General features: G+C 72.6%; 27 protein-coding genes and 1 riboswitch. Of the genes, 13 read left to right on the top strand and 14 right to left on the bottom strand.

The features are described 5' to 3' along the window. Positions 1 to 2: 2 nt before the first annotated feature. The 3 genes from ACZ470_RS26925 to ACZ470_RS26935 all read right to left on the bottom strand — a co-directional run bounded on the left by ACZ470_RS26925 (position 3) and on the right by ACZ470_RS26935 (position 1,968). Entirely contained in the window at positions 3 to 476 is a 474-nt protein-coding gene (locus ACZ470_RS26925; RefSeq protein ID WP_468431241.1) for a C40 family peptidase, read from the bottom strand. A gap of 3 nt (positions 477 to 479) precedes the next feature. Then, positions 480 to 669, bottom strand: a riboswitch (cyclic di-AMP (ydaO/yuaA leader). A gap of 347 nt (positions 670 to 1,016) precedes the next feature. Further along, positions 1,017 to 1,325: a hypothetical protein gene (locus ACZ470_RS26930; RefSeq protein ID WP_468431243.1), complete on the bottom strand. Its 309-nt coding sequence runs from the start codon at positions 1,323 to 1,325 to the stop codon at positions 1,017 to 1,019. A gap of 7 nt (positions 1,326 to 1,332) precedes the next feature. Further along, the gene (locus ACZ470_RS26935) at positions 1,333 to 1,968 is read right to left on the bottom strand and encodes an ATP-dependent Clp protease proteolytic subunit (RefSeq protein WP_468431245.1); all 636 of its coding nucleotides are present in this window, start codon (positions 1,966 to 1,968) and stop codon (positions 1,333 to 1,335) included. Between the two features lie 68 nt (positions 1,969 to 2,036). Between ACZ470_RS26935 and ACZ470_RS26940 the strand changes: the two genes are divergently transcribed. Beyond that, positions 2,037 to 2,324 carry a type II toxin-antitoxin system Phd/YefM family antitoxin gene (locus ACZ470_RS26940; RefSeq protein WP_468431247.1) on the top strand — a complete coding sequence of 96 codons (288 nt, stop codon included), beginning with the start codon at positions 2,037 to 2,039 and terminating at the stop codon, positions 2,322 to 2,324. 104 nt (positions 2,325 to 2,428) lie between these two features. On the opposite strand, the gene ACZ470_RS26945 is transcribed toward ACZ470_RS26940, so the two are convergent. Continuing rightward, the gene (locus ACZ470_RS26945; protein WP_468431249.1) at positions 2,429 to 3,430 is read right to left on the bottom strand and encodes an ABC transporter permease; all 1,002 of its coding nucleotides are present in this window, start codon (positions 3,428 to 3,430) and stop codon (positions 2,429 to 2,431) included. Between the two features lie 108 nt (positions 3,431 to 3,538). Here ACZ470_RS26945 and ACZ470_RS26950 point away from each other — a divergent pair, with 108 nt between their 5' ends. The 7 genes from ACZ470_RS26950 (at position 3,539) to ACZ470_RS26980 (ending at position 8,919) form a co-directional block, all read left to right on the top strand. Continuing rightward, positions 3,539 to 4,213, top strand: a complete 675-nt coding sequence (locus tag ACZ470_RS26950; protein WP_468431251.1) for a TetR/AcrR family transcriptional regulator — start codon at positions 3,539 to 3,541, stop codon at positions 4,211 to 4,213. 88 nt (positions 4,214 to 4,301) lie between these two features. After that, on the top strand, positions 4,302 to 4,604 hold the full coding sequence (locus tag ACZ470_RS26955) for an urease subunit gamma (RefSeq protein WP_468431253.1): 303 nt from the start codon (positions 4,302 to 4,304) through the stop codon (positions 4,602 to 4,604). Between the two features lie 16 nt (positions 4,605 to 4,620). Then, entirely contained in the window at positions 4,621 to 4,932 is a 312-nt protein-coding gene (locus tag ACZ470_RS26960; RefSeq protein WP_468431255.1) for an urease subunit beta, read from the top strand. Beyond that, positions 4,925 to 6,646, top strand: a complete 1,722-nt coding sequence (locus ACZ470_RS26965; protein WP_468431257.1) for an urease subunit alpha — start codon at positions 4,925 to 4,927, stop codon at positions 6,644 to 6,646. The genes ACZ470_RS26960 and ACZ470_RS26965 overlap by 8 nt, the downstream gene beginning before the upstream one ends. Then, the gene (locus tag ACZ470_RS26970; protein ID WP_468431258.1) at positions 6,646 to 7,320 is read left to right on the top strand and encodes an urease accessory protein UreF; all 675 of its coding nucleotides are present in this window, start codon (positions 6,646 to 6,648) and stop codon (positions 7,318 to 7,320) included. The genes ACZ470_RS26965 and ACZ470_RS26970 overlap by 1 nt, the downstream gene beginning before the upstream one ends. A gap of 163 nt (positions 7,321 to 7,483) precedes the next feature. Further along, positions 7,484 to 8,167 (top strand): urease accessory protein UreG, encoded by a 684-nt coding sequence (gene ureG, locus ACZ470_RS26975; RefSeq protein ID WP_468431260.1) that lies wholly within the window; start codon positions 7,484 to 7,486, stop codon positions 8,165 to 8,167. Beyond that, positions 8,155 to 8,919 (top strand): urease accessory protein UreD, encoded by a 765-nt coding sequence (locus ACZ470_RS26980; protein ID WP_468431261.1) that lies wholly within the window; start codon positions 8,155 to 8,157, stop codon positions 8,917 to 8,919. Before ureG ends, ACZ470_RS26980 begins: the two co-directional genes overlap by 13 nt. Here the strand turns inward: ACZ470_RS26980 and ACZ470_RS26985 are convergent, their stop codons facing one another. Beyond that, on the bottom strand, positions 8,920 to 9,645 hold the full coding sequence (locus tag ACZ470_RS26985) for a lysophospholipid acyltransferase family protein (RefSeq protein ID WP_468431262.1): 726 nt from the start codon (positions 9,643 to 9,645) through the stop codon (positions 8,920 to 8,922). It abuts the gene before it with no gap. 192 nt (positions 9,646 to 9,837) lie between these two features. On the opposite strand from ACZ470_RS26985, the gene ACZ470_RS26990 reads away from it, so the two are divergent. Next, entirely contained in the window at positions 9,838 to 10,293 is a 456-nt protein-coding gene (locus ACZ470_RS26990) for an RpiB/LacA/LacB family sugar-phosphate isomerase (protein ID WP_468431264.1), read from the top strand. 17 nt (positions 10,294 to 10,310) lie between these two features. Here the strand turns inward: ACZ470_RS26990 and ACZ470_RS26995 are convergent, their stop codons facing one another. The 5 genes from ACZ470_RS26995 to ACZ470_RS27015 form a co-directional block, all read right to left on the bottom strand. Continuing rightward, positions 10,311 to 11,540 (bottom strand): PP2C family protein-serine/threonine phosphatase, encoded by a 1,230-nt coding sequence (locus ACZ470_RS26995; protein WP_468431266.1) that lies wholly within the window; start codon positions 11,538 to 11,540, stop codon positions 10,311 to 10,313. Between the two features lie 10 nt (positions 11,541 to 11,550). Further along, entirely contained in the window at positions 11,551 to 14,001 is a 2,451-nt protein-coding gene (locus ACZ470_RS27000; protein ID WP_468431267.1) for a SpoIIE family protein phosphatase, read from the bottom strand. 125 nt (positions 14,002 to 14,126) lie between these two features. After that, complete coding sequence (gene rocD / locus ACZ470_RS27005) at positions 14,127 to 15,353, bottom strand: ornithine--oxo-acid transaminase (protein WP_468431269.1); 1,227 nt, start codon at positions 15,351 to 15,353, stop codon at positions 14,127 to 14,129. After that, entirely contained in the window at positions 15,350 to 16,162 is an 813-nt protein-coding gene (gene ddaH / locus ACZ470_RS27010) for a dimethylargininase (RefSeq protein WP_468431271.1), read from the bottom strand. Before ddaH ends, rocD begins: the two co-directional genes overlap by 4 nt. 123 nt (positions 16,163 to 16,285) lie before the next feature. Then, positions 16,286 to 16,789 carry an Lrp/AsnC family transcriptional regulator gene (locus ACZ470_RS27015; protein WP_468431272.1) on the bottom strand — a complete coding sequence of 168 codons (504 nt, stop codon included), beginning with the start codon at positions 16,787 to 16,789 and terminating at the stop codon, positions 16,286 to 16,288. A gap of 77 nt (positions 16,790 to 16,866) precedes the next feature. On the opposite strand from ACZ470_RS27015, the gene ACZ470_RS27020 reads away from it, so the two are divergent. From ACZ470_RS27020 to ACZ470_RS27035, 4 genes are read left to right on the top strand one after another with little or no spacing between them, the layout of a single operon-like run. Beyond that, complete coding sequence (locus tag ACZ470_RS27020) at positions 16,867 to 17,640, top strand: LytR/AlgR family response regulator transcription factor (protein WP_468431274.1); 774 nt, start codon at positions 16,867 to 16,869, stop codon at positions 17,638 to 17,640. 14 nt (positions 17,641 to 17,654) lie between these two features. Continuing rightward, complete coding sequence (locus tag ACZ470_RS27025; RefSeq protein ID WP_468431276.1) at positions 17,655 to 18,014, top strand: hypothetical protein; 360 nt, start codon at positions 17,655 to 17,657, stop codon at positions 18,012 to 18,014. 20 nt (positions 18,015 to 18,034) lie between these two features. After that, complete coding sequence (locus ACZ470_RS27030; protein WP_468431277.1) at positions 18,035 to 19,747, top strand: sodium/solute symporter; 1,713 nt, start codon at positions 18,035 to 18,037, stop codon at positions 19,745 to 19,747. Continuing rightward, on the top strand, positions 19,744 to 20,949 hold the full coding sequence (locus ACZ470_RS27035) for a sensor histidine kinase (RefSeq protein WP_468431279.1): 1,206 nt from the start codon (positions 19,744 to 19,746) through the stop codon (positions 20,947 to 20,949). The genes ACZ470_RS27030 and ACZ470_RS27035 overlap by 4 nt, the downstream gene beginning before the upstream one ends. 12 nt (positions 20,950 to 20,961) lie before the next feature. Here the strand turns inward: ACZ470_RS27035 and ACZ470_RS27040 are convergent, their stop codons facing one another. The 4 genes from ACZ470_RS27040 to ACZ470_RS27055 form a co-directional block, all read right to left on the bottom strand. Next, complete coding sequence (locus ACZ470_RS27040; RefSeq protein WP_030865508.1) at positions 20,962 to 21,138, bottom strand: membrane protein; 177 nt, start codon at positions 21,136 to 21,138, stop codon at positions 20,962 to 20,964. 13 nt (positions 21,139 to 21,151) lie between these two features. Then, positions 21,152 to 22,963 carry a serine/threonine-protein kinase gene (locus ACZ470_RS27045; RefSeq protein ID WP_468431281.1) on the bottom strand — a complete coding sequence of 604 codons (1,812 nt, stop codon included), beginning with the start codon at positions 22,961 to 22,963 and terminating at the stop codon, positions 21,152 to 21,154. Positions 22,964 to 22,967: 4 nt separating this feature from the next. Next, positions 22,968 to 24,248, bottom strand: coding sequence for a DUF6777 domain-containing protein (locus tag ACZ470_RS27050; protein ID WP_468431282.1), 1,281 nt, complete (start codon positions 24,246 to 24,248; stop codon positions 22,968 to 22,970). A gap of 203 nt (positions 24,249 to 24,451) precedes the next feature. Beyond that, positions 24,452 to 25,402, bottom strand: a complete 951-nt coding sequence (locus ACZ470_RS27055; protein ID WP_468431283.1) for a cytochrome c oxidase assembly protein — start codon at positions 25,400 to 25,402, stop codon at positions 24,452 to 24,454. Positions 25,403 to 25,560 lie beyond the last annotated feature (158 nt).

Below are 25,560 nucleotides of genomic sequence, written 5' to 3' on the forward strand. Positions count from 1 at the left end.
GTTCACTTCACCCGGCCGTACCAGACGCTCCGGGTCCAGATCTTCTGGAGGCGCACCACGTCCCCGGTCTTCGGGGCGTGCCAGATCTTGCCCTTACCCGCGTAGATGCCCACGTGGTAGACGTAGCCGCCCGAGTGGAAGAAGACCAGGTCTCCCGCCCTGCGGCTGCCAGCGGAGATGTGGCGGGTCTTGTTGTACTGCTGGGCGGCGGTGCGCGGCAGCTTCTTGCCCGCCTTCTTGAACGAGTACAGAGTCAGCCCCGAGCAGTCGAACCTGTTCGGCCCCGTGGCACCCCACTGGTAGGGCGAGCCCTTCTTGGAGGCCGCGATGTGCAGCGCCCTCGTGGCCGGGCTCGCGGCGGCCGCCTCCGAGGCGGCTCCGGGGACCGCGATGGTGCCGCCCACGGCGGCCAGGGTGAGGGCCGAGGCCGTGCCGGCCCGGGCCATGAGAGACGGGACACGATTGAGCGCAGTCATGCGCAACCCTTCGTCAGCCGCCTGTGAAGGATGACCTGTCGGATTCGGGCTGGCGAAGTGGCCCGGCCGCACGCGTGCGGCTTCACCCCAAGGGCTGCTCGGAACTGACGCTCCGGCGACCCGTCGTGCTTGGGTCCTCCACTCCTGCCGATCCACTCCTGTCGACCGGTCATCCGGGCGGCGGCAGGACTCGGCGTCCGCCCGGATCGCCCCGCCGCGGCGGCGGGGTCTTGTCGTCAGTCAGGGATCTTGGCTCATGGCGCGATCGAAAACCCAACGGAACGGGGGGTTTGTGTTGTTACTCACCACTCATCCGTTCGGGTGGACGGCTCCCTGTTCGGGGCGTCGTCCCGTGCCCGGGGGATCCGCGGACCAGCGGTGGGACAGGCCATTCCGGCCTTCGGGTACGCGCGTTGCGCAACTTCGACGCGTCGAAAACAGCAGGTTCGTCTACGCCGGATGGGGGTACACCGTTTGGTCCGTTTCAACCCCGGCCGGGACGCGCCGTCGGCCGGGGTCGTCGTGCGGGGTCCGTGGGCGTCAACTGCCGGAATCCGGCGGCAGCGTGACCCGGGCCGTGCGCCGCTCGCCGTCCAGCACGCGCAGGGCGCGCGTCAGGGTGACGGAGTGCAGCTCGCTCTCGCCGCGCCCGTGCATCAGGGTCAGCGCGTCGCGCAGCGCGATCGCCTTGCCGACCAGCGCCTGGGCCGCGCGCAGTCCGCGGTAGGTGTCACCGCCGAGGGCGGGGTTGACCCGGCCGAGCAGGTCGACGACCTCGAGATAACGGTCGATCAACTCGGCCTCCGCGCGGGTCAGCGCGGGCAGCGGGGGCAGTTCGGGTGGCAGCATCCGGGGCTCACCTCGAGCCGGAGGCGGGGTACGCGTTCCTGCGGTTCGGGACGATCCGGTCGGCCAGGCCGTAGTCCACCGCCGCCTGCGCGTCGAGGACCTTGTCCCGCTCGATGTCCGCCCGGACCTGCTCCGTCGTGCGGCCCGTGTGCCGGGCCAGGATCTCCTCCATGCGGGACCGGATACGGGTCAACTCCTCCGCCTGGATGGCCAGATCGCTGGTCTGTCCCTCGATCGGCTCAAGGAGGGAGGGCTGACGGAGCACCAGACGGGAGTCGGGCAGCACGAACCGCTTGCCCGGGGTGCCGGCGGCCAGCAGCAGCGCGGCGGCTCCCTCCGCCTGGCCGAGGCAGATCGTCTCCACGTCGCACGTGACGTAGCGCAGCGTGTCGTAGATCGCCGACATGGAGTGGAAGGAGCCGCCGGGGGAGTTGACGTAGAGCGAGATGTCCCGGTCGGGGGAGTGGTGCTCCAGATACATGAACTGGGCCATCACGTCGTTCGCGGAGGTCTCGTCGATCTGCGTCCCGAGGATGACGATCCGCTCCTCGAGCAGCTTCGAGTACGGATCCATCGTCCGTTGCCCGGATGCCGTGCGTTCGGTGAACTCGGGCAGGACGTGGCGGGCGGACGGTCGGGTCATGAGAGCCCCTCCTGTCTGGTTGTCTCTGTAAAAAATGTACAGGACGTACGTGACGTTATGATGGGTTCATGGCCTACGAGATTCCGGTTACCCAAGCCAGGGCTGAGCTCGCCGACCTCATCAACCGAGTGGTGTACGGCGGTGAACGCGTGGTCGTGACCCGGCACGGAAAGCCCCTCGTCGCCCTTGTGTCCGCCGATGACCTGCGACGACTCGAGGAGCTGCGGGAGGACCGGGAGCCCGCCGAGGAGCCGGTGATCAGCACGCTGGCCGGTGTCCGTGAGGTCGCGTCCGCTGCCCGCGAACACCCGCGCTTCGGCATCGCGGCGGAGCACCGGGGAACCGCCACCTCGTAGACCCAGGCGAACAGGACCGTGCACCCCCGTCCGCTACGGCGGGGGTGCACGGTCGTCTTCGTGCCGCGGGCGGTGGTGCGGCCGTCACGCGGGTCGGGCGGCGGTCAGCCGGCGGGAGCGAGGCTCGGCCCGGACGCCGGTTCCGTCTTCCCCGTACGTCCCTTCAGTGCGTCGCCGACCAGGACGGCCCCCAGGCCGAGCGCCGCCCACCAGGTCAGCGTCAGCGCGGGCCCGGCCGCCGCCGCGCCGTCGAAGAAGGACACCGAGCGCAGCAGGGACACTCCCGCCCCCGGCGGCAGCCACTGGCCGATCACCCCGGCCGGCCCGGGCAGCATCTCGGGCGCCGAGGCCGCCCCCGAGAAGGGGTTGCCGAGCAGCATGATCAGAACGCCGCCCAGGACGATACCGGCCCGGCCCATCAGCGCCGCGAGTCCGGCGACCCCCGCACTCATGGCCAGCGCGGCCAGGGCGAACGTACCGGCCACGGCCCACCAGTCCCCCGGAACGGCCTCCAGCCAGCTGTGCGCCAGGGCCGCCGCCACGGCTCCGACCAGGGCGGCGGCCCCGGCCAGCGCGGCCACCGCGCGGGTGCCGCGCAGCCCCAGCAGCGTCACCGCGGCGCCGGCCCCGATCCCGGCCAGGGCCAGGGGCAGCACGCTCGTGTTGAGGACCGCGCCGCGCGGATCCCGTTCGGCGGCGGGCACGACGTCCACGGTGGTGACCGCCGCGCCGGTGGCGGAGGCCCGCTCCGCCACCGCCTGCTGGAGCATCTGGGCCACGACCGGGCTCGCCGCGGACGCGGTGAGCAGCCTCGGGCCCCGCTCGGTGACGACGACCGCGCCGTACACCTCGCGGTCCTCGACGGCCTCACGGGCGGCGGCCTCATCGGCGTAGCGGTGCAGTTCGAAGGCGCCGTTCCGCTGCTTCAGCTGCTGCTCCACCGGCGCGGTCGCGGCGGCGGGGCCGGCCACGCCGAGTGGCAGGTCGTTAGGCGCCGTACGGGCCGCGGGCCAGGCGAAGGCCCAGAGGGCCAGCGCCACCAGGGCGGGGATCAGCAGCATCACGGCGAGGACCCGGCGGTGCGGCGACAGTGATGAGGAGGGCATGAGAGCTCCAGCGGGCCTGAAAGAAGGATCGTTCGTTTTACGTTCATCGCCACCGTCCCGCTCCGCGTGCTTCTTGTCAAGAAGGAATGTTCGTTTTAGATTCGGCGCATGGCTCGCGTATCCCAGGAACACCTCGACGCCCGCCGCCGTCAGATCCTCGACGGCGCCGCGCTCTGCTTCGCCCGCAACGGCTTCCACGCCACCTCCATGCAGGACGTCCTCAAGGAGGTCGACCTGTCGGCCGGCGCGGTCTACCGCTACTTCGCGGGCAAGGACGAGCTGATCACCGCGATCGTCGGCGAGGTGCTCGGTGAGGTCCGGGAGGCCTTCGACGAGGCCGCCGGGCAGAGCCCGCCCCCGTCGCCGGACCGTCTGATCGGCGCGGTGCTCGGCCGCGTCCTCGGCGCCCGCGCCTCCCTCACCGTCGACGGGGAGCCCGCCTTCCCGAGCCTGATCCTCCAGGTCTGGGCGGAGACCCTGCGCAGCCCCGAGCTGGCCGCCGCCCTGCGCGAGGGGTATGGCGCGGTGCGGGACGCGTGGACCCGGGTCGTCGAGGGCTATCAGAGTGCCGGGATGATGGCGGCGGACGTTCCCGCGCAGGACGTGGCGCGGATCATGGTCGCCCTCGTGCAGGGGTTCCTGGCCCAGCAGTCACTGTTCGGCTCCGCCCCGGTCGAGGTGCTTCAGAACGGGCTGCGCGGTCTGATGAGCCACCGGGACCCGGACCGGCCCGCCCCGGCGGGTCACGGTTCGGTTAACGTGCCCGAAACCCCGTCCGACTAGCCTCACCCTCCACGCCACCAGGCACGTCGCGCGGTGGCCGCGGCAACCGGGCCCCGCACGGTCCGGAGCGAGGACTGTGAGGTGGGACGTGCAACTGACCCCGCACGAGCAAGAGAGGCTGCTGATCCACGTGGCGGCCGACGTCGCCGAGAAGCGCCGGGCCCGCGGACTCACGCTGAACCACCCCGAGGCGGTCGCCCTCATCACCGCGCACATCCTCGAGGGTGCCCGGGACGGCCGCACCGTCGCCGAACTCATGGCCTCAGGGCGCCGGCTGCTCACCCGGGACGAGGTCATGGAGGGCGTCCCGGAGATGATCCACGACGTCCAGGTGGAGGCGACCTTCCCGGACGGCACCAAGCTCGTCACCGTCCACGACCCGATCGTCTGACGGGGGAGCGGCCGCCGTGATTCCCGGAGAGATCCTGTTCGCCGACGACCCGATTGCCTACAACGCGGGTCTCGACGTCACCCCGCTGACCGTCCTCAACGCCGCCGACCGGCCCGTCCAGGTCGGCTCCCACTACCACTTCGCCGAGGCCAACCCCGGCCTGGAGTTCGACCGCGCGGCGGCGCGCGGAAAGCGGCTGAACATCGCCGCCGGCGCCGCCGTACGGTTCGAGCCCGGCATCCCCGTCGAGGTGGAACTCGTCCCGCTCGCCGGAGCCCGCGTGGTGCCCGGACTGCGCGGGGAGACCGGAGGCGCGCTCGATGCCTGAGATCTCCCGCGCCGCCTACGCCGACCTGTTCGGCCCGACGACCGGTGACCGCATCCGGCTCGCCGACACCGACCTGCTGATCGAGATCGAGGAGGACCGCTCCGGCGGGCCCGGACGCGCGGGCGACGAGGCCGTGTTCGGCGGTGGAAAGGTCATCCGCGAGTCCATGGGCCAGTCCCGCGCCACCCGCGCGGACGGCACCCCGGACACGGTCGTCACCGGCGCGGTCGTCGTCGACCACTGGGGCGTCGTCAAGGCCGACATCGGCATCCGCGACGGCCGGATCACCGGCATCGGCAAGGCCGGCAACCCCGACACCATGGACGGCGTCCACCCGGACCTGGTCATCGGCCCCGAGACCGAGATCATCGCCGGCAACGGACGGATCCTGACCGCCGGAGCCATCGACGCGCACGTCCACTTCATCTGCCCGGGGATCGCCGACGAGGCGCTGGCCTCCGGTGTCACCACCCTGGTCGGCGGCGGCACCGGACCCGCAGAGGGCTCCAAGGCGACCACCGTCACGCCCGGTTCCTGGCACCTGGCGCGGATGCTGGAGGCCATGGAGGCGTACCCGCTGAACATCGGGCTGCTCGGCAAGGGCAACACCGTCTCCCAGGAGGCGCTGCTCGCCCAGATCCGGGGCGGCGCGGCCGGGCTCAAACTGCACGAGGACTGGGGTTCCACCCCGGCCGTCATCGACGCCGCGCTGACCGTCGCCGAGCGGACCGGCGTCCAGGTCGCCATCCACACCGACACCCTCAACGAGGCCGGATTCGTGGGCGACACGCTCGCCGCGATCGCCGGACGCGGCATCCACGCGTACCACACCGAGGGCGCCGGCGGCGGACACGCCCCGGACATCATGACCGTGGTCTCCGAACCGCACGTCCTGCCCAGCTCCACCAACCCCACCCGGCCGTTCACCGTCAACACCGTCGAGGAGCACCTCGACATGCTGATGGTCTGCCACCACCTGAACCCGGCCGTACCGGAGGACCTCGCCTTCGCCGAGTCCCGGATCCGGCCGTCCACCATCGGTGCCGAGGACGTGCTGCACGACCTCGGCGCCATCTCGGTCATCTCCTCCGACTCCCAGGCCATGGGACGCGTAGGAGAGGTGATCATGCGGACCTGGCAGACCGCCCATGTGATGAAGCGACGGCGCGGCGCGCTTCCCGGCGACGGACGCGCCGACAACCACCGGGTACGTCGCTATGTCGCCAAATACACGATCAACCCGGCGCTCGCCCAGGGGCTGGCCCGTGAGATCGGCTCCGTGGAGCGCGGCAAGCTGGCCGATCTCGTGCTGTGGGAACCGGCGTTCTTCGGGGTCAAGCCCCTCCTCGTCCTCAAGGGCGGACAGATCGCCTACGCGCAGATGGGCGACGCCAACGCGTCCATCCCGACCCCGCAGCCGGTGCTCCCGCGCCCGATGTTCGGGGCGATCGGGCGGGCGCCCGCAGCCAACTCGGTGAACTTCGTGGCGGAACCGGCGATCGAGGCCGGACTGCCGGACCGGCTGGGTCTTGGCAAGCGGTTCGTGACCATCGACTCCACCCGTGGGGTGACCAAGGCGGACATGCGGGAGAACGACGCCATGCCGGACGTGCGGATCGACCCCGACAGCTTCGCCGTGCGGGTCGACGGGGAGCTGATCGAGGCGTCCCCGGCCGAGGAACTGCCCATGGCCCAGCGCTACTTCCTCTTCTGATGTCCAGGGGAGCGCTGCTGGTTCTGGCCGACGGCCGGTTTCCCGCCGGGGGGCACGCGCACTCCGGCGGGGCCGAGGCGGCGGTCCGGGCCGGGCGGATCACGGGGGCCGCGAGCCTGGAGGACTTCTGCCGGGGGCGGCTGCACACGACGGGGCTCGTTGGGGCGGCGCTCGCCGCCGCGGCGGCGCTGGGGGTCGATCCGGTGGCGCTGGACGCGGCCGCCGATGCGCGTACGCCCTCGCCCGCGCTGCGTCTGGCCGCGCGCAGGCTGGGGCGGCAGTTGACGCGGGCGGGGCGCGCGGTGTGGCCCTCCGACGAGCTCGAAGCACTGGCGCGGCGGTTTCCCAAGGGGGCGCATCAACCGGTGGTGCTGGGGGTGGTCGCGCGGGCGGCGGGGCTGGGGGCGGTGGATGCGGCGTACTGCGTGGCCTACGAGTGTGTGAGTGGGCCGGCGTCGGCGGTGGTGCGGTTGCTGGGGCTCGATCCGCTGGACGCGACGGGGGTTTCGGCGCGGTTGGCGGTGGAGGTGGACGGGGTGGTTTCGCGGGCCGTGGAGGCGGCGCGGGGGGTTGTCGGTGAGGGGGTCGACGTGTTGCCTTCGGCGTCCGCGCCGTTGCTGGAGGTTTTCGCGGAGGCGCATGCGGGGCGGTCGGGTCGGCTCTTCGCCACGTGAGGTCGCCCCCGCCGCCCCTTCCCTTCCCGTCCCCGGGGGCTCCGCCCCCGGACCCCCCATCGGCCTACGGCCTCGTCCTCAAACGCCGGACGGGCTGGAAGTTGTCAGCGGCCTCGTCCTCATGTGCCGGACGGGCTGGATAGCTGGATACTGGAGGCGTTCCATGCATCTTGATCACTCCCTCTCCCACGACGGGCCCGCCGCCGTCAGTGCTGATGTACGTCGGCCCGACGGGAGGCGGCGGGCTCTGCGGATCGGGCTCGGTGGGCCCGTGGGGTCCGGGAAGACCGCCACCGTCGCCGCGCTCTGCCGGGAGTTGCGGGACCAGGTGTCGCTCGCCGTCGTCACCAATGACATCTACACGCGGGAGGACGCCGAGTTCCTGCTCCGCGAGGCCGTGCTGCCGCCCGAGCGGATCACCGCCGTGGAGACCGGGGCGTGCCCGCACACCGCGATCCGCGACGACATCTCCGCCAACCTCGAAGCCGTCGAGGACCTCGAGGACGAGGCCGGACCGCTGGATCTGATCCTCGTCGAGTCCGGCGGGGACAACCTCACCGCCACCTTCTCCAGGGGGCTCGTGGACGCGCAGATCTTCGTCATCGACGTGGCCGGCGGGGACGACATCCCGCGCAAGGGCGGCCCCGGGGTCACCACCGCCGACCTGCTGGTCGTCAACAAGACCGATCTCGCCCCCTACGTCGGCTCCGACCTGGCCCGCATGGCCGCCGACGCCAGGGCCCAGCGGGCCCACCTCCCCGTGGTGTTCCAGTCGCTGCGCGGCGCAGACGGGGCGAAGGAGGTCGCCGACTGGGTGCGGGAGCGGCTCGCGGCGTGGACGGCGTGACCACCGCCGGCGTATGTGCCGTCGCCCGGGTCCGCGCCCGCCCCGACGGCCGGGGCGGGACCTCCCTGCCCGTGCTGGAGAGCGACGGCCCCCTGGCGCTCCGGCGGACGCGGGGGACCGGCGCCGAGGCGCGCGTCGTGCTGGTCGGCGCCATGAGCGGCCCCCTCGGCGGGGACCGCCTCACGGTGCTCGCGGACGTGGAGCCGGGCGCCCGGCTCCGGTTCGGATCGGCCGCCGCCACCCTCGCCCTGCCCGGCCGGTCCGGGGGCCAGGCACGCTACGACACACGGCTCACCGTCGCCGAGGGCGGTGAACTGCACTGGCTCCCCGAGCAGTTGATCTCCGTCAGGGGGAGCGACCTGTCTGTCACCACCCGGGTCGACCTCGCTCCCGGGGCCCGGCTCGTGCTGCGGGAGGAGCAGGTGCTGGGGCGCGCCGGGGAGCCACCCGGAAGGCTCACCTCCCGTCTGACCGTACGGATCGCGGGGCGTGCCGTCCTCGACCAGGAGCTGTCCTGCGGTCCCGGAGCCCCCGGAGGCTGGGACGGCCCCGCCGTGCTGGACGGACACCGAGCCGTGGGCCAACTTGTCGTAGTGGACCCCGAGTTCGAGGAAAAGCCGGCAGGCGCCCGGCAGTTGGGCGAGGGCGCCGCCGTCCTGCCGCTCGCCGGACCCGCCGTCCTGGTGAGCGCCGTGGCACCCGACGCGCTGCGGCTGCGACGCCTGCTCGACGAGGCGGGTGCCTCCCTGTGATCAGCGCAGCGGCAGGCGCGGGAACCGCCGCTTGTCCTCCGCCTCGCGCGCCGCGTCCTCGGCCTTGGCGACCGCCGCGTACTGGTCGACGTACTCCTGCTCGGACAGGCGGAGGACGGCGTACATGATCTCGTCGGTGATGGCGCGCAGGACCGCCTTCTCGTTCTCCATGCCGGCGTAGCGCGAGAAGTCCAGCGGCTCACCGAAACGGATCACCACCGGGTGGATCCGCGGGATCACCTTGCCGGGCGGCTGCGCCTCGAACGTGCCGATCATCGCGCAGGGGATCACCGGCACGCCCGCCCTGAGGGCCATGACCGCGACACCGACCTTGCCCTTGTAGAGGCGGCCGTCGTGCGAGCGCGTGCCCTCCGGGTAGATGCCGAGCAGTTCCCCCTTGCTCAGCACCCCGAGGCCCTCCCGGATCGCGGCCTGCCCCGCCTCCTTGCCGGAGCGGTCGACGGGGATCTGCCCCGCGCTGTGGAAGAAGAACGCCGTCAGCCGGCCCTTGAGGCCGGGGCCGGTGAAGTACTCGGCCTTGGCGAGGAAGGTGATGCGCCGCTTGAGCACGGCCGGCATCAGGAAGTGGTCGGAGAACGACAGATGGTTGCCCGCGACGATGGCGGCGCCGGACGACGGAACATGCTCCAGGCCCTCTATTCGCGGCCGGAAGACCAGTCGGAGCAGCGGGCCCAGCAGCACGTATTTGAGCAGATAGTAGAACAAGCGCACGCTCCTCGACTCTGGCGGACGGGCGGTGCCGCCGCATTCGAGCAGGTCATCCGGCACGTCGTGGGCTGCCAGTCTAGGACCGGGCACGGCGACCCGGCACCAGGTGCGACGGGACGGGATGTGCCGGGCCGGGCCGGGCCGTTGAGCGTCCGTCAGTGGCGTACCGCGCGGAGTAGGCTCCGAAGCATGCGGATCTCCGTCTCCTCCGACATGGACGAACCCGTGGCCCACGCCCTCCTCGCCGAGCTCCGCGAGCGCGGCCACGAGGTACGCGCGCACGGCGCCCTCAGCCCCGGGGACGACCCGCAGTGGGCCGTCTGCTCCGAGGCGGCGGCCCGCGACGTCGCCGACGGGACGGCCGACCAGGCGGTGGTGTGCTGCTGGACCGGCACGGGCGCCTCCATCGCCGCGAACAAGGTGCCCGGCGTCAGGGCCGCCCTGTGCGCGGACGCGTACACGGCGGACGGCGCGCGCCGCTGGAACGACGCCAACGTGCTGGCGCTCAGCCTGCGGCTGACCTCCGTACCGCTGCTGAGGGAGATCCTCGACGCCTGGTTCGCCGGCGCGCCCAGCGACGACCCGGAGGACCGGCGCAACGTGGACCGCACGGCGCGGCTCGACCGGGAGCGCACCGGCCACTGACCCACGGGTTCCCGACGTCACAGCCGTACGACGACCAGCGCCGTGTCGTCCGTGGCGCCGCCGGGGCGCAGCAGCTCCAGCAGCACGATGTCCGCGAGGGTCTCGGGATCCTCCGTCCGGTGGCGGCCCAGGGCCTCGGAGAGCCGGAGCAGACCCAGGTCGATGTCCTCCCGGCGCCGCTCGATCAGACCGTCGGTGTACAGCACCAGGGTCGCCCCCGGCGTGAACCCGGTCGTCGCCTCCGACCTCGGGGTCGGATCGGGCTGGGCGTCGAGCGGCGGGTCGGTGGCCCGGTCGAGGAACTCCACCTGTCCGTCGTGGTGGAGCAGCACGGGCGGCGGATGGCCGGCGCTGCTGTAGGTGATGGTGTGCCGGTCGAAGTCGATGAACGTCGTCACCGCCGTCGCGGACTCGGCCCCGTCCACCACATGGGCGTAGCGGCCCACCACGTTCAGTGCCTGCGCGGGCCCGTCCGCCACCCGGGAGGCGGCGCTGAGCGCGCTGCGCAGCTGCCCCATGACCCCGGCCGCCGCCAGACCGTGCCCGACCACGTCGCCCACGGACACGCCGATGCGGTGCCCGCCCACCAGGTCGACCAGGTCGTACCAGTCGCCGCAGACGTTGAGCGCGCCCACCGCCGGCCGGTAGCGCACCGCGGCACGGTGGTGGCCGACCTGCCGGCGGGCGGGCAGCATCGCCTCCTGCAACGCCAGGGCCACCTCGCGTTCCCGGGCGTGCGCCCGACGCAGCCGGTTGTTGAGCTCCTGGAGCTCACGGCCGCGCGCGTACAGCTCGGTCTCCATCACCAGCCCCCGGCCGCCGACCGCGCTGTCCTGGGCCCGGACCAGCTCGGTCACCTCCTCGACCCGGTGCACGATCATCGCGACCCGCCCGTCGGGACCGCGCACCGGTGTGTTCACCGGGCTCCAGTAGTGCTCCTCCCACACCCCCGAGTGCTCCGGGGTCTCCAGGTCGTAGCGCTGCACGGCCATGGTGTCGCGCTCCCCGGTGGACAGGACCCGCAGCAGCGAGGTGCGCAGATTGTGCGCGCCCTTGGCCTCCGGGTCGTTGGGGTTCTCCGGGAAGACGTCGAACATGCCGCGGCCCACCACGCTCTCCCGGGCCCGGCCGGTCCCGCGGACGAAGGCCTCGTTGACATCCAGGTAGACCAGGTCCGGAGTCAGCACCGCCACCATGCCGGGCAGGGCCCGGTAGACCGCCGCGTAATCGATCGGCACCTCCGCCATGGCCCTCGCCTCACTCCAGCGGTGCGTTCAGCGACTGCTCCGCCCAGATGATCTTCCCGTCGGGCACGAACCGCGTGCCCCACCGCTGGGCCAGCTGGGAGACCAGCAGCAGGCCGCGCCCGCCCTCGTCCATCGCGCGGGGATGCCGCAGATGGGGAGCGGTGGCGCCGCCGTCGAACACCTCGCACACCAGCGCACGCTCCCGGATCAGCCGCAACCGTACGGGCCCGTCGGCGTGCCGGATGGCATTGGTGACCAGTTCGCTGACCACCAGTTCCGTGGTGAAGCCCAGCTCGTCCAGCCCCCATCGGGTCAGTTGCCGGGTGGTGGTCTTGCGGGCCTGGGCCACGACGGCCGGATCCGCCGGCAGCTCCCAGACCGCGACCTGCCCGGGGTCGAGACGTTTGGTACGGGCCATCAGCAGGGCCACGTCGTCGTACGGACGGGCCGGGACCAGCATGTCGACCACGGCCCGGCAGCTCTGCTCGAGCGCCGACGAGGCACCCTCCAGGGCCTGACGCAGGCGCTCCCGGTCCGCCCCGTCGCCCGTCGGCTCCCCGTGGGCCAGCAGACCGTCGGTGTGCAGGGCGAGCGTGCTGCCCTCGGTCAGGGACAGCTCCACCGCCTCGAACGGCGGACCGCCCACACCGAGCGCCGGCCCCTGCGGAAGGTCCACGAAGGTGACCGTGCCGTCGGGGGCCACCACCGCGGGCGCCGGATGGCCCGCCGCGGCCATCGTGCACTTACCGTCCACGGGGTCGTAGACCACGTACAGGCACCCGGACCCGACGGACCGGCCGGGGGCGTCGCCGGACTCCCCGCCGCCCTCGTCCCGCGCCAGCCGCGACGCCAGGTCGTCCAGATGGGCGAGCACCTCCTCGGGCGGCAGATCGATCGCGGCCAGGGTCCGTACGGCGGTGCGCAGCCGCCCCATGGCCGCCGCGGCGTCGATGCCGTGCCCCGGTACCTCGCCGACGACCAGGGCGACCCGGGCGCCGGACAGCGGGATCAGGTCGTACCAGTCGCCGCCCAGACCGGTCAGCTCGTCGGCCGGGAGATAGCAGGCGGACACCTCGACGGCGTCCTGCTCGGGCAGCCGGCGGGGCAGCAGACTGCGCTGGAGGACGAGCGCGGCGTCCCGCTCACGGGTGTAGCGCCGGGCGTTGTCCACGCAGACGGCGGCGCGGGAGACGAGGTCCTCGGCCAGATTGAGGTCGTCCGCGTCGAACGGGTTCTGCCGGCGCCGACGGAAGAACGTGGTGACGCCCAGGGTGACGCCACGCGCCCGGACCGGGACGACCATCACGCTCTGGAGGCCCAGCTCCAGAAACGTGGACTCCCGGCCGCCCGGGGTCGCGGCCCACTCCAGGGCCAGCGGGTCGAGCTGTTCCTGACGCCAGGACCGGCCCGTGGTCAGACAGCGCACCGGCGGCGAACCGGCCAGGTACGACACGACCGCCCCGTGCTCCACGGCCGTCCGCGGCAGATCCTCGTACATCGACCGGTGTCCCGCGCGGCGCAGCGGCACCCGGTCGGAGTCGGTGAGCGGTCCGGGCGGGAGTTCGGCGCCGTGCAGCACCGTCTCCAGCAGGTCCACCAGGACGAAGTCCGCGAGGTCCGGCACGGCGACGTCCGCCAGTTCCTGCGCGGTGCGCATGATGTCCAGCGTCTGGCCGATGTGCTCGCCGGCCCGGTCGAGCAGGGCGAGACGCTCCCGGGCGCGGTGCCGCTCGGTGACGTCCACGACGGTGTAGTACACGCCCATCGGACGGCCGCGGTCGTCGTCGAGGCGGGTGAACGACAGCATGTGCGCGGTCTCGCGCATGGGTGCCGAGCGCACCCGCCCGACGTGCTCGTAGCCGACCACCTGCTCGCCGGTGTCCAGCACGTGCCGCATCTGCGCCTCGACGGCCTCGGCGTTCAGCCCCGGCTGGACGTCCGCGAACCGGAGCCCCAGCCGCCGCTCGGCGGGACCGCCGCCGAACTGCTCGAGCGCGGCGTTGGACCACACGAAGCGCAGCTCCGTGTCCACGATCGCGATGCCGATCGCCGTATCGGTGACCATCTGCTCCAGCACGGACCGGCTCATGTCCCAGCCGGCCGAGTCGGCCAGCTCCGACAGCAGCACCAGCAGCGACGAACGGCCGCGCGGCTCCACCGTCGGCGTGATCCGCACCATCACCGCGACCGGATGCCCGTCCCGGTGCCGGGCGGTCATCAGCCCCGCCCAGTCGCCGTCCGAGCAGCACCGCTCGACCAGGTCGGGCACCCGCTCGGCGTCCTCGGGGATCAGCAGCTCGGCGAACTTGCGGCCCACCGCCTCGGACGCGCGGTACCCCAGCAGTCGCTCGGCCCGCTCCGTCCAGCTCGACACCATGCCGTGCGGATCCAGCAACAGGGGAACGGCGTCGGCCACATCGAACCCCTGCCGGGCAACGTCCTGCTCCTTGTGTCCGCCCACGGCCGACCTCTCTGTCGCTGAGAGTGGTCTACCACCTCTTGTCCCCATCTTCACCCTTGGAGCGGGCCGAGGGCTCCCCGGGAGGTGCCGTCCCCCGCGCGAGCCGGGCGGGGGACGGCGACGGCTCAGGCCTGCCGGGCCAGAACCTTCTCCACGGTGTGCAGGGCGCTCTGGAGCTCCTCCGCCGTGATGGTCAGGGGCGGGGCCAGACGGATGGTGGAGCCGTGCGTGTCCTTGACCAGGATGCCCTCCCGCATCAGCCGCTCGCTGACCTCCCGGCCGGTGCCCAGCGCCGGGTCGACGTCCACGCCCGCCCACAGACCGCGCGAGCGGAAACCGACCACGCCCTTGCCGACGAGGGATTCCAGGCCCTCGCGCAGGATCCCGCCCAGTTCCGCCGCCCGGCGCTGGAACTCGCCCGTCTCCAGCAGCTCCACCACGGCCGTACCGACCGCCGCGGCCAGCGGATTGCCGCCGAAGGTCGACCCGTGCTCACCCGGATGGAGCACCTCGAGGACCTCCCGCCGGGCCACCACCGCCGACACCGGGACGATGCCGCCGCCCAGCGCCTTGCCGAGCAGCACCACGTCCGGGACGACCGACTCGTGCTCCACGGCGAGCGTGCGGCCCGTGCGGCCGAGCCCCGACTGGATCTCGTCGGCGACGAACAGGCACCCCGCGCGGCGCGTCAGGTCCCGCACACCCGCCAGATAGCCGTCGTCCGGAATCACGACGCCCGCCTCGCCCTGGATCGGCTCGATCAGCACCGCGGCCGTCGTCTCGTCGACCGCCGCCTCCAGCGCCGCCAGGTCGTTGTACGGCACGACCCGGAAACCCGGGGTGAAGGGCCCGAACCCGGTCCGGGCGACCTCGTCCGTCGAGAAGCTCACGATCGTCGTCGTACGGCCGTGGAAGTTGTCCGCCGCCACCACGATCGTCGCCCGGTCGGCCGGGACGCCCTTCACGTCGTAGGCCCACTTGCGGGCCACCTTGATCCCGCTCTCCACCGCCTCCGCGCCGGTGTTCATGGGCAGCACCATGTCGAGACCGGTCAGCGCGGCCAGCCGTTCCGCGAACTCGGCGAGCCGGTCGTTGTGGAACGCGCGCGAGGTCAGCGTGAGCCGGTCCAGCTGGCGGTGCGCCGCCTCGATCAGCGCCGGATGCCGGTGGCCGAAGTTGAGCGCCGAATAGCCCGCCAGCATGTCCAGGTACCGGCGGCCCTCCACGTCCTCCACCCACGCGCCCTCCGCGCGGGCGACGACCACGGGCAGCGGATGGTAGTTGTGCGCGAGGACCGGCCCCTCGGCACCGATCAGCTCGGCGGACGAACGCGCGGGTACGACAGAGGTCATGAGCGGATCTCCTGAGTGCAGCACTTGATGCCCCCGCCGGCCTTGTGGAACTCGGACAGGTCGACGGGAACGGGAACGTAGCCGCGGTCGGCGAGCCGGGCGGCGAGGGCCGTGGCCCCCGGCGAGACGAACACATGGCGCCCGTCGGAGACGGAGTTCAGCCCGAACGCCATCGCGTCCTCACGGGTCGCGAGCACCGCGTCCGGGTAGAGCCGGGCGAGCACCTCACGGCTGCCCGGCGAGAAGGCCTCCGGGTAGTACGCGACGTTCTCGTCGTCCAGCACGAACAGCGCCGTGTCCAGGTGGTAGAAGTACGGATCCACCAGCGTCAACCCGATCACCGGCACCCCGAAGTACTCCTGCGCCTCACGGTGCGCCTCGGGGGTGGTGCGGAACCCGGTGCCGGCGAGGATCCAGCGCCCGGCGGGCACCAGGTCGCCCTCGCCCTCGCACACCGACTCGGGATGCTGGACCTCGTACCCCTCGGCCTTGAACCAGGCCTCGTACGGCACGGACTCGGGACGCCGCTCGGGCGCCAGGAACAGGGAGCCGAAGACCCGGCCCGCCACGACGACCGCCGCGTTCGCGGCGAACACCATGTCGGGCAGCGCGGGCTCCGGGTCCACGGTCTCCACGGTATGACCGTGGGCGCGGTAGGTGTCGATCAACGTACGCCACTGGCGTTGGGCGAGGGCGACGTCGACGGGACGGTCGGGGTGCATCCAGGGATTGATCGCGTACCGCACGGCGAAGTGTCTGGGTTCGCAGACGAGGTATCGCCGTGGGGACGCCACACGGAAGTCGGGCACAGAGGGGTTCCTCCGCTTCCACGCGGTCTCGACAGGGGTGTCTCCACGGTAGGAACCGACCGGGACGGGCGACAAGGAACGAGAGCTGCGTGTCCACGCAGGATCACTGCGTCTTTCCGCGGCTCAACGCACGTCCGGTGCGCCCTCGGGGGCCGGCTGGCTCACTCCCGCCTCAGGACTGTCCGGCAGCAGATGGGACAGCACCATCACGCTGATCGTCTTCCGGATGAACGGCTCCTGGCGGATCCGCTCCAGCACCTCCTCGAAGTGCTCCACGTCCCGCGCCCGCACGTGCAGCAGCGCGTCCGCGCCGCCGGTCACCGTCATCGCCGCGGCGATCTCCGGATGGTTGCGCACCACCTCCGCCAGCCGCCGGGGCGGCGCCGCGCCCTCGCAGTACACCTCCACGTACGCCTCGGTGCGCCAGCCCAGCGCCGACGGCCGCACCGTCGCCGTGAACCCGGTGATCACCCCGGTCTCCCGCAGCCGGTCCACCCGGCGCTTGACCGCCGTCGACGACAGCCCGATGGCCGCGCCGATCTCCGCGAACGACGTCCTGGCGTTCGCCATCAGCGCGGTGACGATCTTCCGGTCGAGTTCGTCGAACGACGCGGGCCTGCTGTTCATGCGGGCACTGTATCCAGCGGGAACGCCCGGGGCCGGGGCATGTCCACACGTGGAAATCACCCCTACACTCCACCTTCATGCTGCGCGCCCTCGCCGTCGACGACGAACGTCCCTCGCTGGAGGAACTGCTCTACCTGCTGAACGCCGACCCCCGCATCGGCAGCGCGGAGGGCGCCGGCGACGCCACCGAGGCACTGCGCCGCATCAACCGCGCCCTGGAGTCGGGACCCGACGGGCCCGAGGCCATCGACGTCGTCTTCCTCGACATCCAGATGCCGGGACTCGACGGCCTCGACCTGGCCCGGCTGCTCACCGGGTTCGCCCGGCCGCCGCTCGTCGTGTTCGTCACCGCCCACGAGGACTTCGCCGTCCAGGCCTTCGACCTCAAGGCCGTCGACTACGTGCTCAAACCGGTCCGCAAGGAACGGCTGGCCGAGGCGGTCCGCCGCGCCGCCGAGCTGCGCGCCGCGGGCCGGCACGGCACCGCCGCCCCGCACATCCCCGTGCACGAACCCGACCCCGACCACATACCCGTCGAACTCGGCGGCGTGACCCGCTTCGTCGCCGTCGACGACATCACCCACGTCGAGGCCCAGGGCGACTACGCCCGTCTGCACACCGACCGGGGCAGCCACCTCGTACGGATCCCGCTGTCCACCCTGGAGGAGCGCTGGCGCTCCCGCGGCTTCGTCCGCATCCACCGCCGCCATCTGGTCGCCCTGCGCCACATCGGCGAGCTCCGGCTCGACGCGGGCACCGTGAGCGTCCTGATCGGCTCCGAGGAACTCCAGGTCAGCAGGCGGCACGCCCGTGAACTGCGGGACCTGCTGATGCGCCGGACCACGAGCTAGACGGGGGAGGACCCATGCCCCAGGACCCGACCGAACGCCGCGTGGTCGTCACCGGCCCGCCCCGCCGCGCCCGCCGCTCCTCCGGCTACTACCGCCCACGCACCGAGATCGACGAACAGACCACCCTCGGCCACACCTACGTCCGCTCCCTGATGCGCATCCAGCTGCGCACCGGACTCGCCGTGTTCGCCGTCCTCGCCCTGCTCATCGGCCCCCTCCCGCTGGTCTTCGCCGCGGCACCCGACGCCCGCCGCCTGGAGTGGGCGGTGCTCGGCTTCGGGCTGTACCCCCCGCTGGTCCTGCTCGCCCGCTGGTACGTCCGCCGCGCCGAACGCAACGAACGCGACTTCGTGCGGCTCGTCGAGGACCGCTGAGACCGGGGACCGCCCGCACCGTGAACTCCACCTACGCCGTCACCGCCGTCGCGCTCGTCGCCCTCGCGACCGTCCTCGTCGGCGCCTTCGGCCTGCGCATCTCCCGCACGACCTCCGACTTCTACGTCGCCTCCCGCACCGTCGGCCCCCGCCTCAACGCGGCCGCCATCAGCGGCGAGTACCTCTCCGCCGCCTCCTTCCTCGGCATCGCGGGACTCGTCCTCGTCCAGGGCCCGGACATGCTCTGGTACCCGGTCGGCTACACCGCCGGCTATCTGGTCCTGCTGCTGTTCGTCGCCGCCCCGCTGCGCCGCTCCGGCGCCTACACGCTGCCCGACTTCGCCGAGGCCCGGCTCGACTCGCAGACCGTACGACGGCTCGCCGGAGCCTTCGTCGTGGGCGTCGGCTGGCTGTATCTGCTGCCCCAGCTCCAGGGCGCCGGGCTCACCCTGACCGTCCTCACGGGAGCCCCCGACTGGCTGGGCGGGGTGATCGTCGCCGTCGTGGTCACCGTCATCGTCGGCGCGGGCGGCATGCGCAGCATCACCTTCGTCCAGGCCTTCCAGTACTGGCTGAAGCTCACCGCCCTGCTCGTCCCCGCCCTCTTCCTGATCGTCGCCTGGCAGAGCGACGGCGCCCCCAGCCACGCCTTCGACGAGCCGGCCACCTTCCGCGAACAGCGCGTGGTCCGCGTCGACGACACCCTCGACCTCCGGCTCTCCGAGCCGCTGACCGTCACGGTGGACGGCACCGTCGACGGCCGCGACCTCGACGGCACCGAGATCGGCCTGCCCGCCGGCACCCACCGCATCGACGGCGGCACCCGGCTCACCTTCGCCGAGGGCGCCGAGGTCCCCGCCGCCGGGCGCGGCGCCGACGACGCCCTGTCGCCCTCCCGGGCCGAGTCCCGCGAGGAACGCCCGCTGTACGCCACGTACGGGCTGATCCTCGCCACCTTCTTCGGCACCATGGGACTGCCCCACGTCGTCGTCCGCTTCTACACCAGCCCGCACGGCGTCGCAGCCCGCCGCACCACCGTCGCGGTGCTCGGCCTGATCGGCGCCTTCTACCTCCTCCCGCCGGTCTACGGCGCCCTCGGCCGCCTCTACGCGCCCGAGCTCACCCTCACCGGCGACGCGGACGCCGCGGTCCTGCTCCTGCCCGGACGCATGATCGGCGGAACGGGCGGCGACCTCCTCGGCGCGCTGGTCGCCGGGGGCGCCTTCGCCGCGTTCCTGTCGACGGCCTCCGGGCTCACCATGGCCGTGGCCGGAGTGCTCACCCAGGACGTGCTCCCGTCGCGCGGCGTACGGCACTTCCGGCTCGGCACGGTGCTCGCGATGGCCGTACCGCTCGGGGCGAGCCTCCTGGTCGGCGGGCTGCCGGTGGCCGACGCCGTGGGGCTCGCCTTCGCCGTGTCGGCGTCGTCGTTCTGCCCGCTGCTCGTCCTCGGCATCTGGTGGCGCCGGCTGACCCCGCCGGGGGCGGCGGCCGGCATGCTGGTGGGCGGCGGCTCCGCGTTCCTCGCCGTCGCCGCGACCATGGCCGGCTACCCGGGCGGCGGCCCGCTGCACGCCCTGCTCGCCTGGCCCGCGCTGTGGTCGGTGCCGCTGGGCTTCCTCACCATGATCCTGGTCTCGCTCGCCACCCCCGGCCGGGTGCCGCCCGGCACGGCGGCCGTGCTGGCCCGCTTCCACCTTCCGGAGGAACTCCGTACGGAGGTGTCCGCATGAGCGGTTTCCTCGCCGGTCTGCTCGTCGCCGTATTGCCCCTGCTGGCCGCCGGGTTCTGGATCGGCCGGCGCACCGCCCGGCCCGCCGGCCTCGCCGGACTCGGCACGCCCGTCGAGCACGCCACCTTCGAGACCCTGCACACCGCCTCCCTGGCCACACCCCCGCTCCGGGCCGGCCTCACGGAGGAGACCGCCGGGAAGTCCGCCCGCAAACTGCGCTCCCTGCTGGGCACGGACGCCCTGTGCCTCACCGACCGCGAGCAGGTCCTCGTCTGGGACGGCGTCGGCGCCCACCACCGCACCGAGATCATGGAGCGCCTCACCGGCCCTCTCGACACCGGCCGCGGCGAGGCCTTCCCGCTGACCTGCGACACCCCCGACTGCTCGGTGCGCTGGGCCGTGGTCGCCCCGCTCACCGTCGACGACCGGGTGCACGGCGCGCTGGTCGCCTGCGCGCCCCGCGAGTCGGCGGTCCTGGTCCGGGCCGCCGGCGAGGTCGCCCGCTGGGTCTCCGTCCAGCTCGAACTCGCCGACCTCGACCAGTCCCGCACCCGTCTCATCGAGGCGGAGATCCGGGCGCTGCGGGCGCAGATCTCCCCGCACTTCATCTTCAACTCGCTCGCCGTGATCGCCTCGTTCGTGCGCACCGACCCCGAGCGCGCCCGCGAACTGCTGCTGGAGTTCGCCGACTTCACCCGCTACTCGTTCCGCCGGCACGGCGACTTCACCACCCTCGCCGACGAACTCCACGCCATCGACCACTACCTGGCGCTGGTCCGGGCGCGCTTCGGCGACCGCCTCTCCGTCACCCTCCAGATTGCCCCCGAGGTGCTGCCGGTGGCGCTGCCCTTCCTCTGCCTCCAGCCGCTGGTGGAGAACGCCGTCAAGCACGGGCTGGAGGGCAAGGCCGACAAGTGCCGCATCCAGATCACCGCGCAGGACGCCGGCGCCGAGGCCCTCGTCGTCATCGAGGACGACGGCGCCGGAATGGACCCCGTCCTGCTCCGTCGCATCCTCGCCCGCGAGGTCAGCCCCACCGGCGGCATCGGCCTGTCCAACGTCGACGACCGGCTCCGCCAGGTGTACGGCGACGACCACGGCCTCGTCATCGAGACGGCCGTGGGCGCCGGCATGAAGATCACCGTCCGGCTGCCGAAGTACCAGCCGGGCGTGCACCTGGCGGGCCGGCTCACCCCGAGGTGAGGCGGGTGTCCCTCAGGTGCTGCGGGTGGCGACCATCCCCAGGGTGATCAGTCCCAGAACGACCCAGCCGAACCACAGCCAGCCGTTGCTTCCGAGTGCCACCGTGTAGGCCGTGACGGCGACCAGGCCGCCGACGGTGAGCACTCCCATGGTCTTCGTGGACGTGGAACCGTTCGTGGAACCGGGCATCGCAACACCCTCCTCATGGTTCGGCTCCCTCCATGGTGCCCCCGTTCTGCCTCCTCACGGTGCACACGACGACATGTGTGCCCGATTTCCACGGCCCCTCACTGGTCCACGACCCGGCTTCGTGGACCGACGGGTCGAATCCGTAGTCACGCGGCGGGACCGCGCGGGCACACGCCGCGTCCGACTCCGTACGCGCCTCGGCGAGCGTGACGTCCCCGTCCAGCCGGGTGAAACCGAGCACCTGCTCGTCGTACCTCCCCTCGCACGACACCAGCCGCGCCTCCCGGCGGGACCGCACGTCCAGACAGTCCCGCCGCTGCATCGTCGCCGTGTCGGCGAACGCCGTCCCGGGGCGGCGCCGGTCCCCGAGCGGCCCGTACACCGGCCCGTGCGCCCCCAGCACCAGACAGGCGGTACGCCCGTCGGCCGCCTCGAACCCGTCCGGCGTCGGTACGACGGCCAGCGCGCGCACGTCGGCCAGCCGGCCGCGCAGTTCCCGGGTCCGCTCCTCGCAGCGGGCCGGGCCCCGCTCCCGCGCCTCCTCGTCCGAGGCGGCCTCGACGAGCGCCACGACCTGCCCGTCGGGTGCCTGGTCCGAGCAGGTCGGGTCCAGGGCCAGCCGGGGTGTGCCGCCGAACCGGGTGCCGCCCGGCCAGTCGGCCAGCACGCAGTCGCCCTCCTCGAGCGCCCGGGTCAGCCCGACGGCCTCTCCGTACGGTCGGGCCGCCGTCCCGCCGCCGGCGCCCTCCCGGTCGGCCAGCGCGTACCAGGCCCCGCCCAGGGCCAGCACCAGACCCAGCCCGCCCGCGAGGACGGCACGCAGGGCGTGCGGGCGGGGACGCCGACGGGTGCCGCCGGCGGGGCCACGGGGCTGCGCGCCGGGTGCCGGGCCGGGGGAGGCGTCCCAGTGCGGCTGGGACCCGGGGTCGGTCCCGGTCCGCGGATACGTCTCCGACTGGGGCGTCACGATCCGCGCCAGCTCGGCCTCCACGTCCCGAGCCGCGGCCCGCTGTTCCGGATCCTTGGCGAGCAGCCCCCGCAGCACCGGCTCCAGCGCACCCGCGCGCACCGGCGGGTAGGGGTCCTCCATGACCGCCGCGGTGACCGAGGCCAGCGGCGACTCACGCGCGAAGGGGCCACGTCCCTCCACCGCGTGGTACAGCGTGCAGCCGAGCGAGAACAGGTCGGCCGCGGGCGTCGGCGGACCGCCGGTGGCCCGCTCCGGCGCCAGATAGCCCGCCGTGCCGACCAGCGCGGACGCCATGGTGTACCGCGTCTCCCCGGTGTCCGGCTGTACGGAGATGCCGTAGTCGGTGAGCAACACCCGCCCGTGCGGCGCACCGCCCCGGTCCGGGGCGAGCAGGATGTTCGCCGGTTTCACGTCCCGGTGCATCACGCCCCGCTCGTGCCCGGCGGTCAGCGCGTCCAGCACGGCCAGCCCGATCCGGGCGCACTCGGCCGGGGGGAGCGGACCGTCGCGGGCGAGCAGCTCCCGCAGATCGACGGCGCCCGCCACGTACTCCATGACGATCCAGGGCAGCCCCTCGTGCTCCAGCACGTCGTGCACCGTCACCACGTGCGGATGGCCCCGCAGACCGGCAGCGTGCCGCGCCTCCGCGCGAGCCCGGGCCACCCGGGCCTCCCGCTCCTGGCCGGGCTCGGCCGGATCGCCGAGCACGACCTCCTTCAGCGCGACCTCGCACGCGAGTCTCTGGTCGTGGGCCAGCCAGACGTGTCCCATGCCGCCGCTGCCCAGCCGGCGCAGCAGCAGATAGCGGCCGGCGATGACCCGGCCCACTCCCGACGTCGGTGATCCTGACGGCATCCGGTCACTCCCGGGTTCGACGGGGGCGCTCAGCGGTGGCGCTCGCGGTGGGCGCCTCGGAGGTGGCGGGCACGCTCGTGTCCGGAGCGCTGCTCGCGGGCCCGCTGGTGGGCGGTGGGGGCGTGGCGCTCGTGACGGGGGCGCCGGTCGGGGGCGCGGAGGTGGTACGGGGTGGTGCGGAGGAGCTTTCCGGGGGCGCGGAGCGCGTCGGCGGCGGGGACGTGTCCCCTTGCGTCCCGCTCGGCGACGCGGGCCGCTCGGACCGCGAGGGCCCGGTGGAGGACCCGGACGGCTCGGAGGGCGAGGACGACGGAGACGACGCGGACGAAGGGGACGAGGCGGACGGCGTCGGCCGCGTCGACGGCGGTCCTGGCCCCTTCGACGCGGGCGGCGACTGCGAAGCCGGGGGAGTGGTCCGACCGCCGGACCCACTCCCACGCGAGTCCTCCGCCACGCTCAGCGTGACGTACGCCCCGAACCGCAGCTCGGCCCCGGCCGCCGGATCGGACGCCGTGACCCGCGCGCCGTCCGGCGGCGGCTCCTCCCCGCCGTGGGCGACCGCCAGTCCCCGCCCGGTCAGCCGTCGGCTCGCTTCGCCGAACGTGGTCCCGGTGAGCCGCGGCACCGCCCGCCGCTCCCGGGTGTCGAAGGCGGAGTCGTCCTCGCCCGTCGTCCCCACGGGCCGCGCGATGCCCCGGTCGGAGTCCTCGACGTCCACCAGGGCGATCCGCTCCAGTTCGCGGGTCGCGGGCCGCACGACCACGACCTCGGAGCGGTCGTACCCCTTCCACTTCTTGTTGCCGTCGTCGAACGACACGGAAATCCCGGTCCTGTCCCCTTCGAAGGGCCGCAGTGGATTTCCGCACGAGCACTTCACCGCCGGCAGCCCCTGCTCGTCGACCAGAACCGCGATTCCCGCCTGGAGCAGCGCATTGAAGGGAACAGCCTTTCCCTTTTTGTAGTCGTGGTTCTTCACCAGAGTGTCGTGACGCAGGAGAACAGGGGTGAGCCGGTCGAGATACCCCGGTATCTCATCCGTACGGAGATCGAGTGCCCCGGCCCACGCCCGCGCCTTGCGGTCGTTGCGCCGCTCGCCGAGATACCGCTTCAGCTGCTCGACGTCGCAGATCGTCGCCTGTGCGGTGCCCCCGTAGAGACCCGGTGTGTCCCCCTGCTGGAGGCCACCGTGAGCGGGCCGGGCCCGCACCTCGGCGTCCCGTCCGAGTCCGCTGCCCTCGTCGAAGAACGGTGCGAGGGAGGCGGTTCCCGCGGCGACCGCCTTCACATCGAACAAAGGTGTGCCCGAATCGCACCCGCCGACGGCAAGAAGTAACAACGACAGGACGGCGATCTTCCGAATCGCCGCTTTTCCCGTCCTGTTCATGAACGCGCGAAGTGCCATCACCGCTCCCCCCGGCGGTCCCCCCTGACGGCATTCATGCTACTGGAGGAAATTGCCCGTTCAAGGGGAACGGGAAGACGGTGAATTCAGTTTCCGCGTGCGTGCAATGAGGCCAGATAGGCGTTGTACGCCTCGAGTTCCTTGTCCCCGTCCCGGTCGGCCGCGCGGTCCTTGCGCTTGGCCTGCCGCTGGTCCGAGGCGTACCACTGGAACAGCAGCGCGATCAGCACCAGGACGGAGGGGATCTCGCTGAACGCCCAGGCGATTCCGCCGGCCGCGTTCTGGTCGGAGAGCGCCTCGATGCCGAGCGAGCCGGGCGGGTTCTCGAACGTCGTGACCATCGGGGTCGACGCCATCATCAGGGCGATGCCGAAGAACGCGTGGAACGGCATGCCCGCGAACAGCTCCAGCATCCGCATCAGATACCCCGGCCGGTGCGGGCCCGGGTCCACGCCCATGATCGGCCAGAAGAAGACCAGGCCCACGGCGAGGAAGTGCACCATCATCGCGATGTGCCCCGTCTTGGAGCCCATCAGGAAGTCGAACAGCGGGGTGAAGTACAGGCCGTACAGGCTCGCGATGAACAGCGGGATGGTGAACACCGGATGGGTGACGACCCGCATGTAGCGGCTGTGCAGCAGCATCAGCAGCAGCTCGCGGGGCCCCTTGCGGCCCCGCCCGGCCGGCGGCAGCGCGCGCAGGGCCAGGGTGATCGGGGCGCCCAGCAGGATCAGGATCGGCGACACCATGCTGATCACCATGTGCTGCACCATGTGCACGCTGAACATGACCATGCCGTAGTCGTTCAGCTTGGTGCACATCATGAGCCCGATGCTCAGCACACCGGCGACGAAGGCGACGGTCCGGCCCACCGGCCACTTGTCACCGCGCCGCACCAGCCGGACCACGCCCCAGCCGTACAGCGCCAGCCCCAGCAGGCAGGCGAGAAGAAAGAAGGGATCCGCCGACCAGCCGAGCCCTCGCCCCAGCGTGAACGGCGGCAGATCCATGGTCATGCCGTGCCCGCCGTGATCCATCCACCGGCTCCATTTTCGTCCAGGTTGTACGCAATCAGTCCGCACCCAGACTAGAACCGCCCCCGGCGACCTCTGTCACCGGGGGCGGGAAGCGCCCCGAAAGGGGCGCGGGGAACTGCGCGACAAGCCCCCACGGCCCGCAGACCGCGACGAACCTG

Source organism: Streptomyces sp. NPDC031111, from assembly GCF_055570675.1.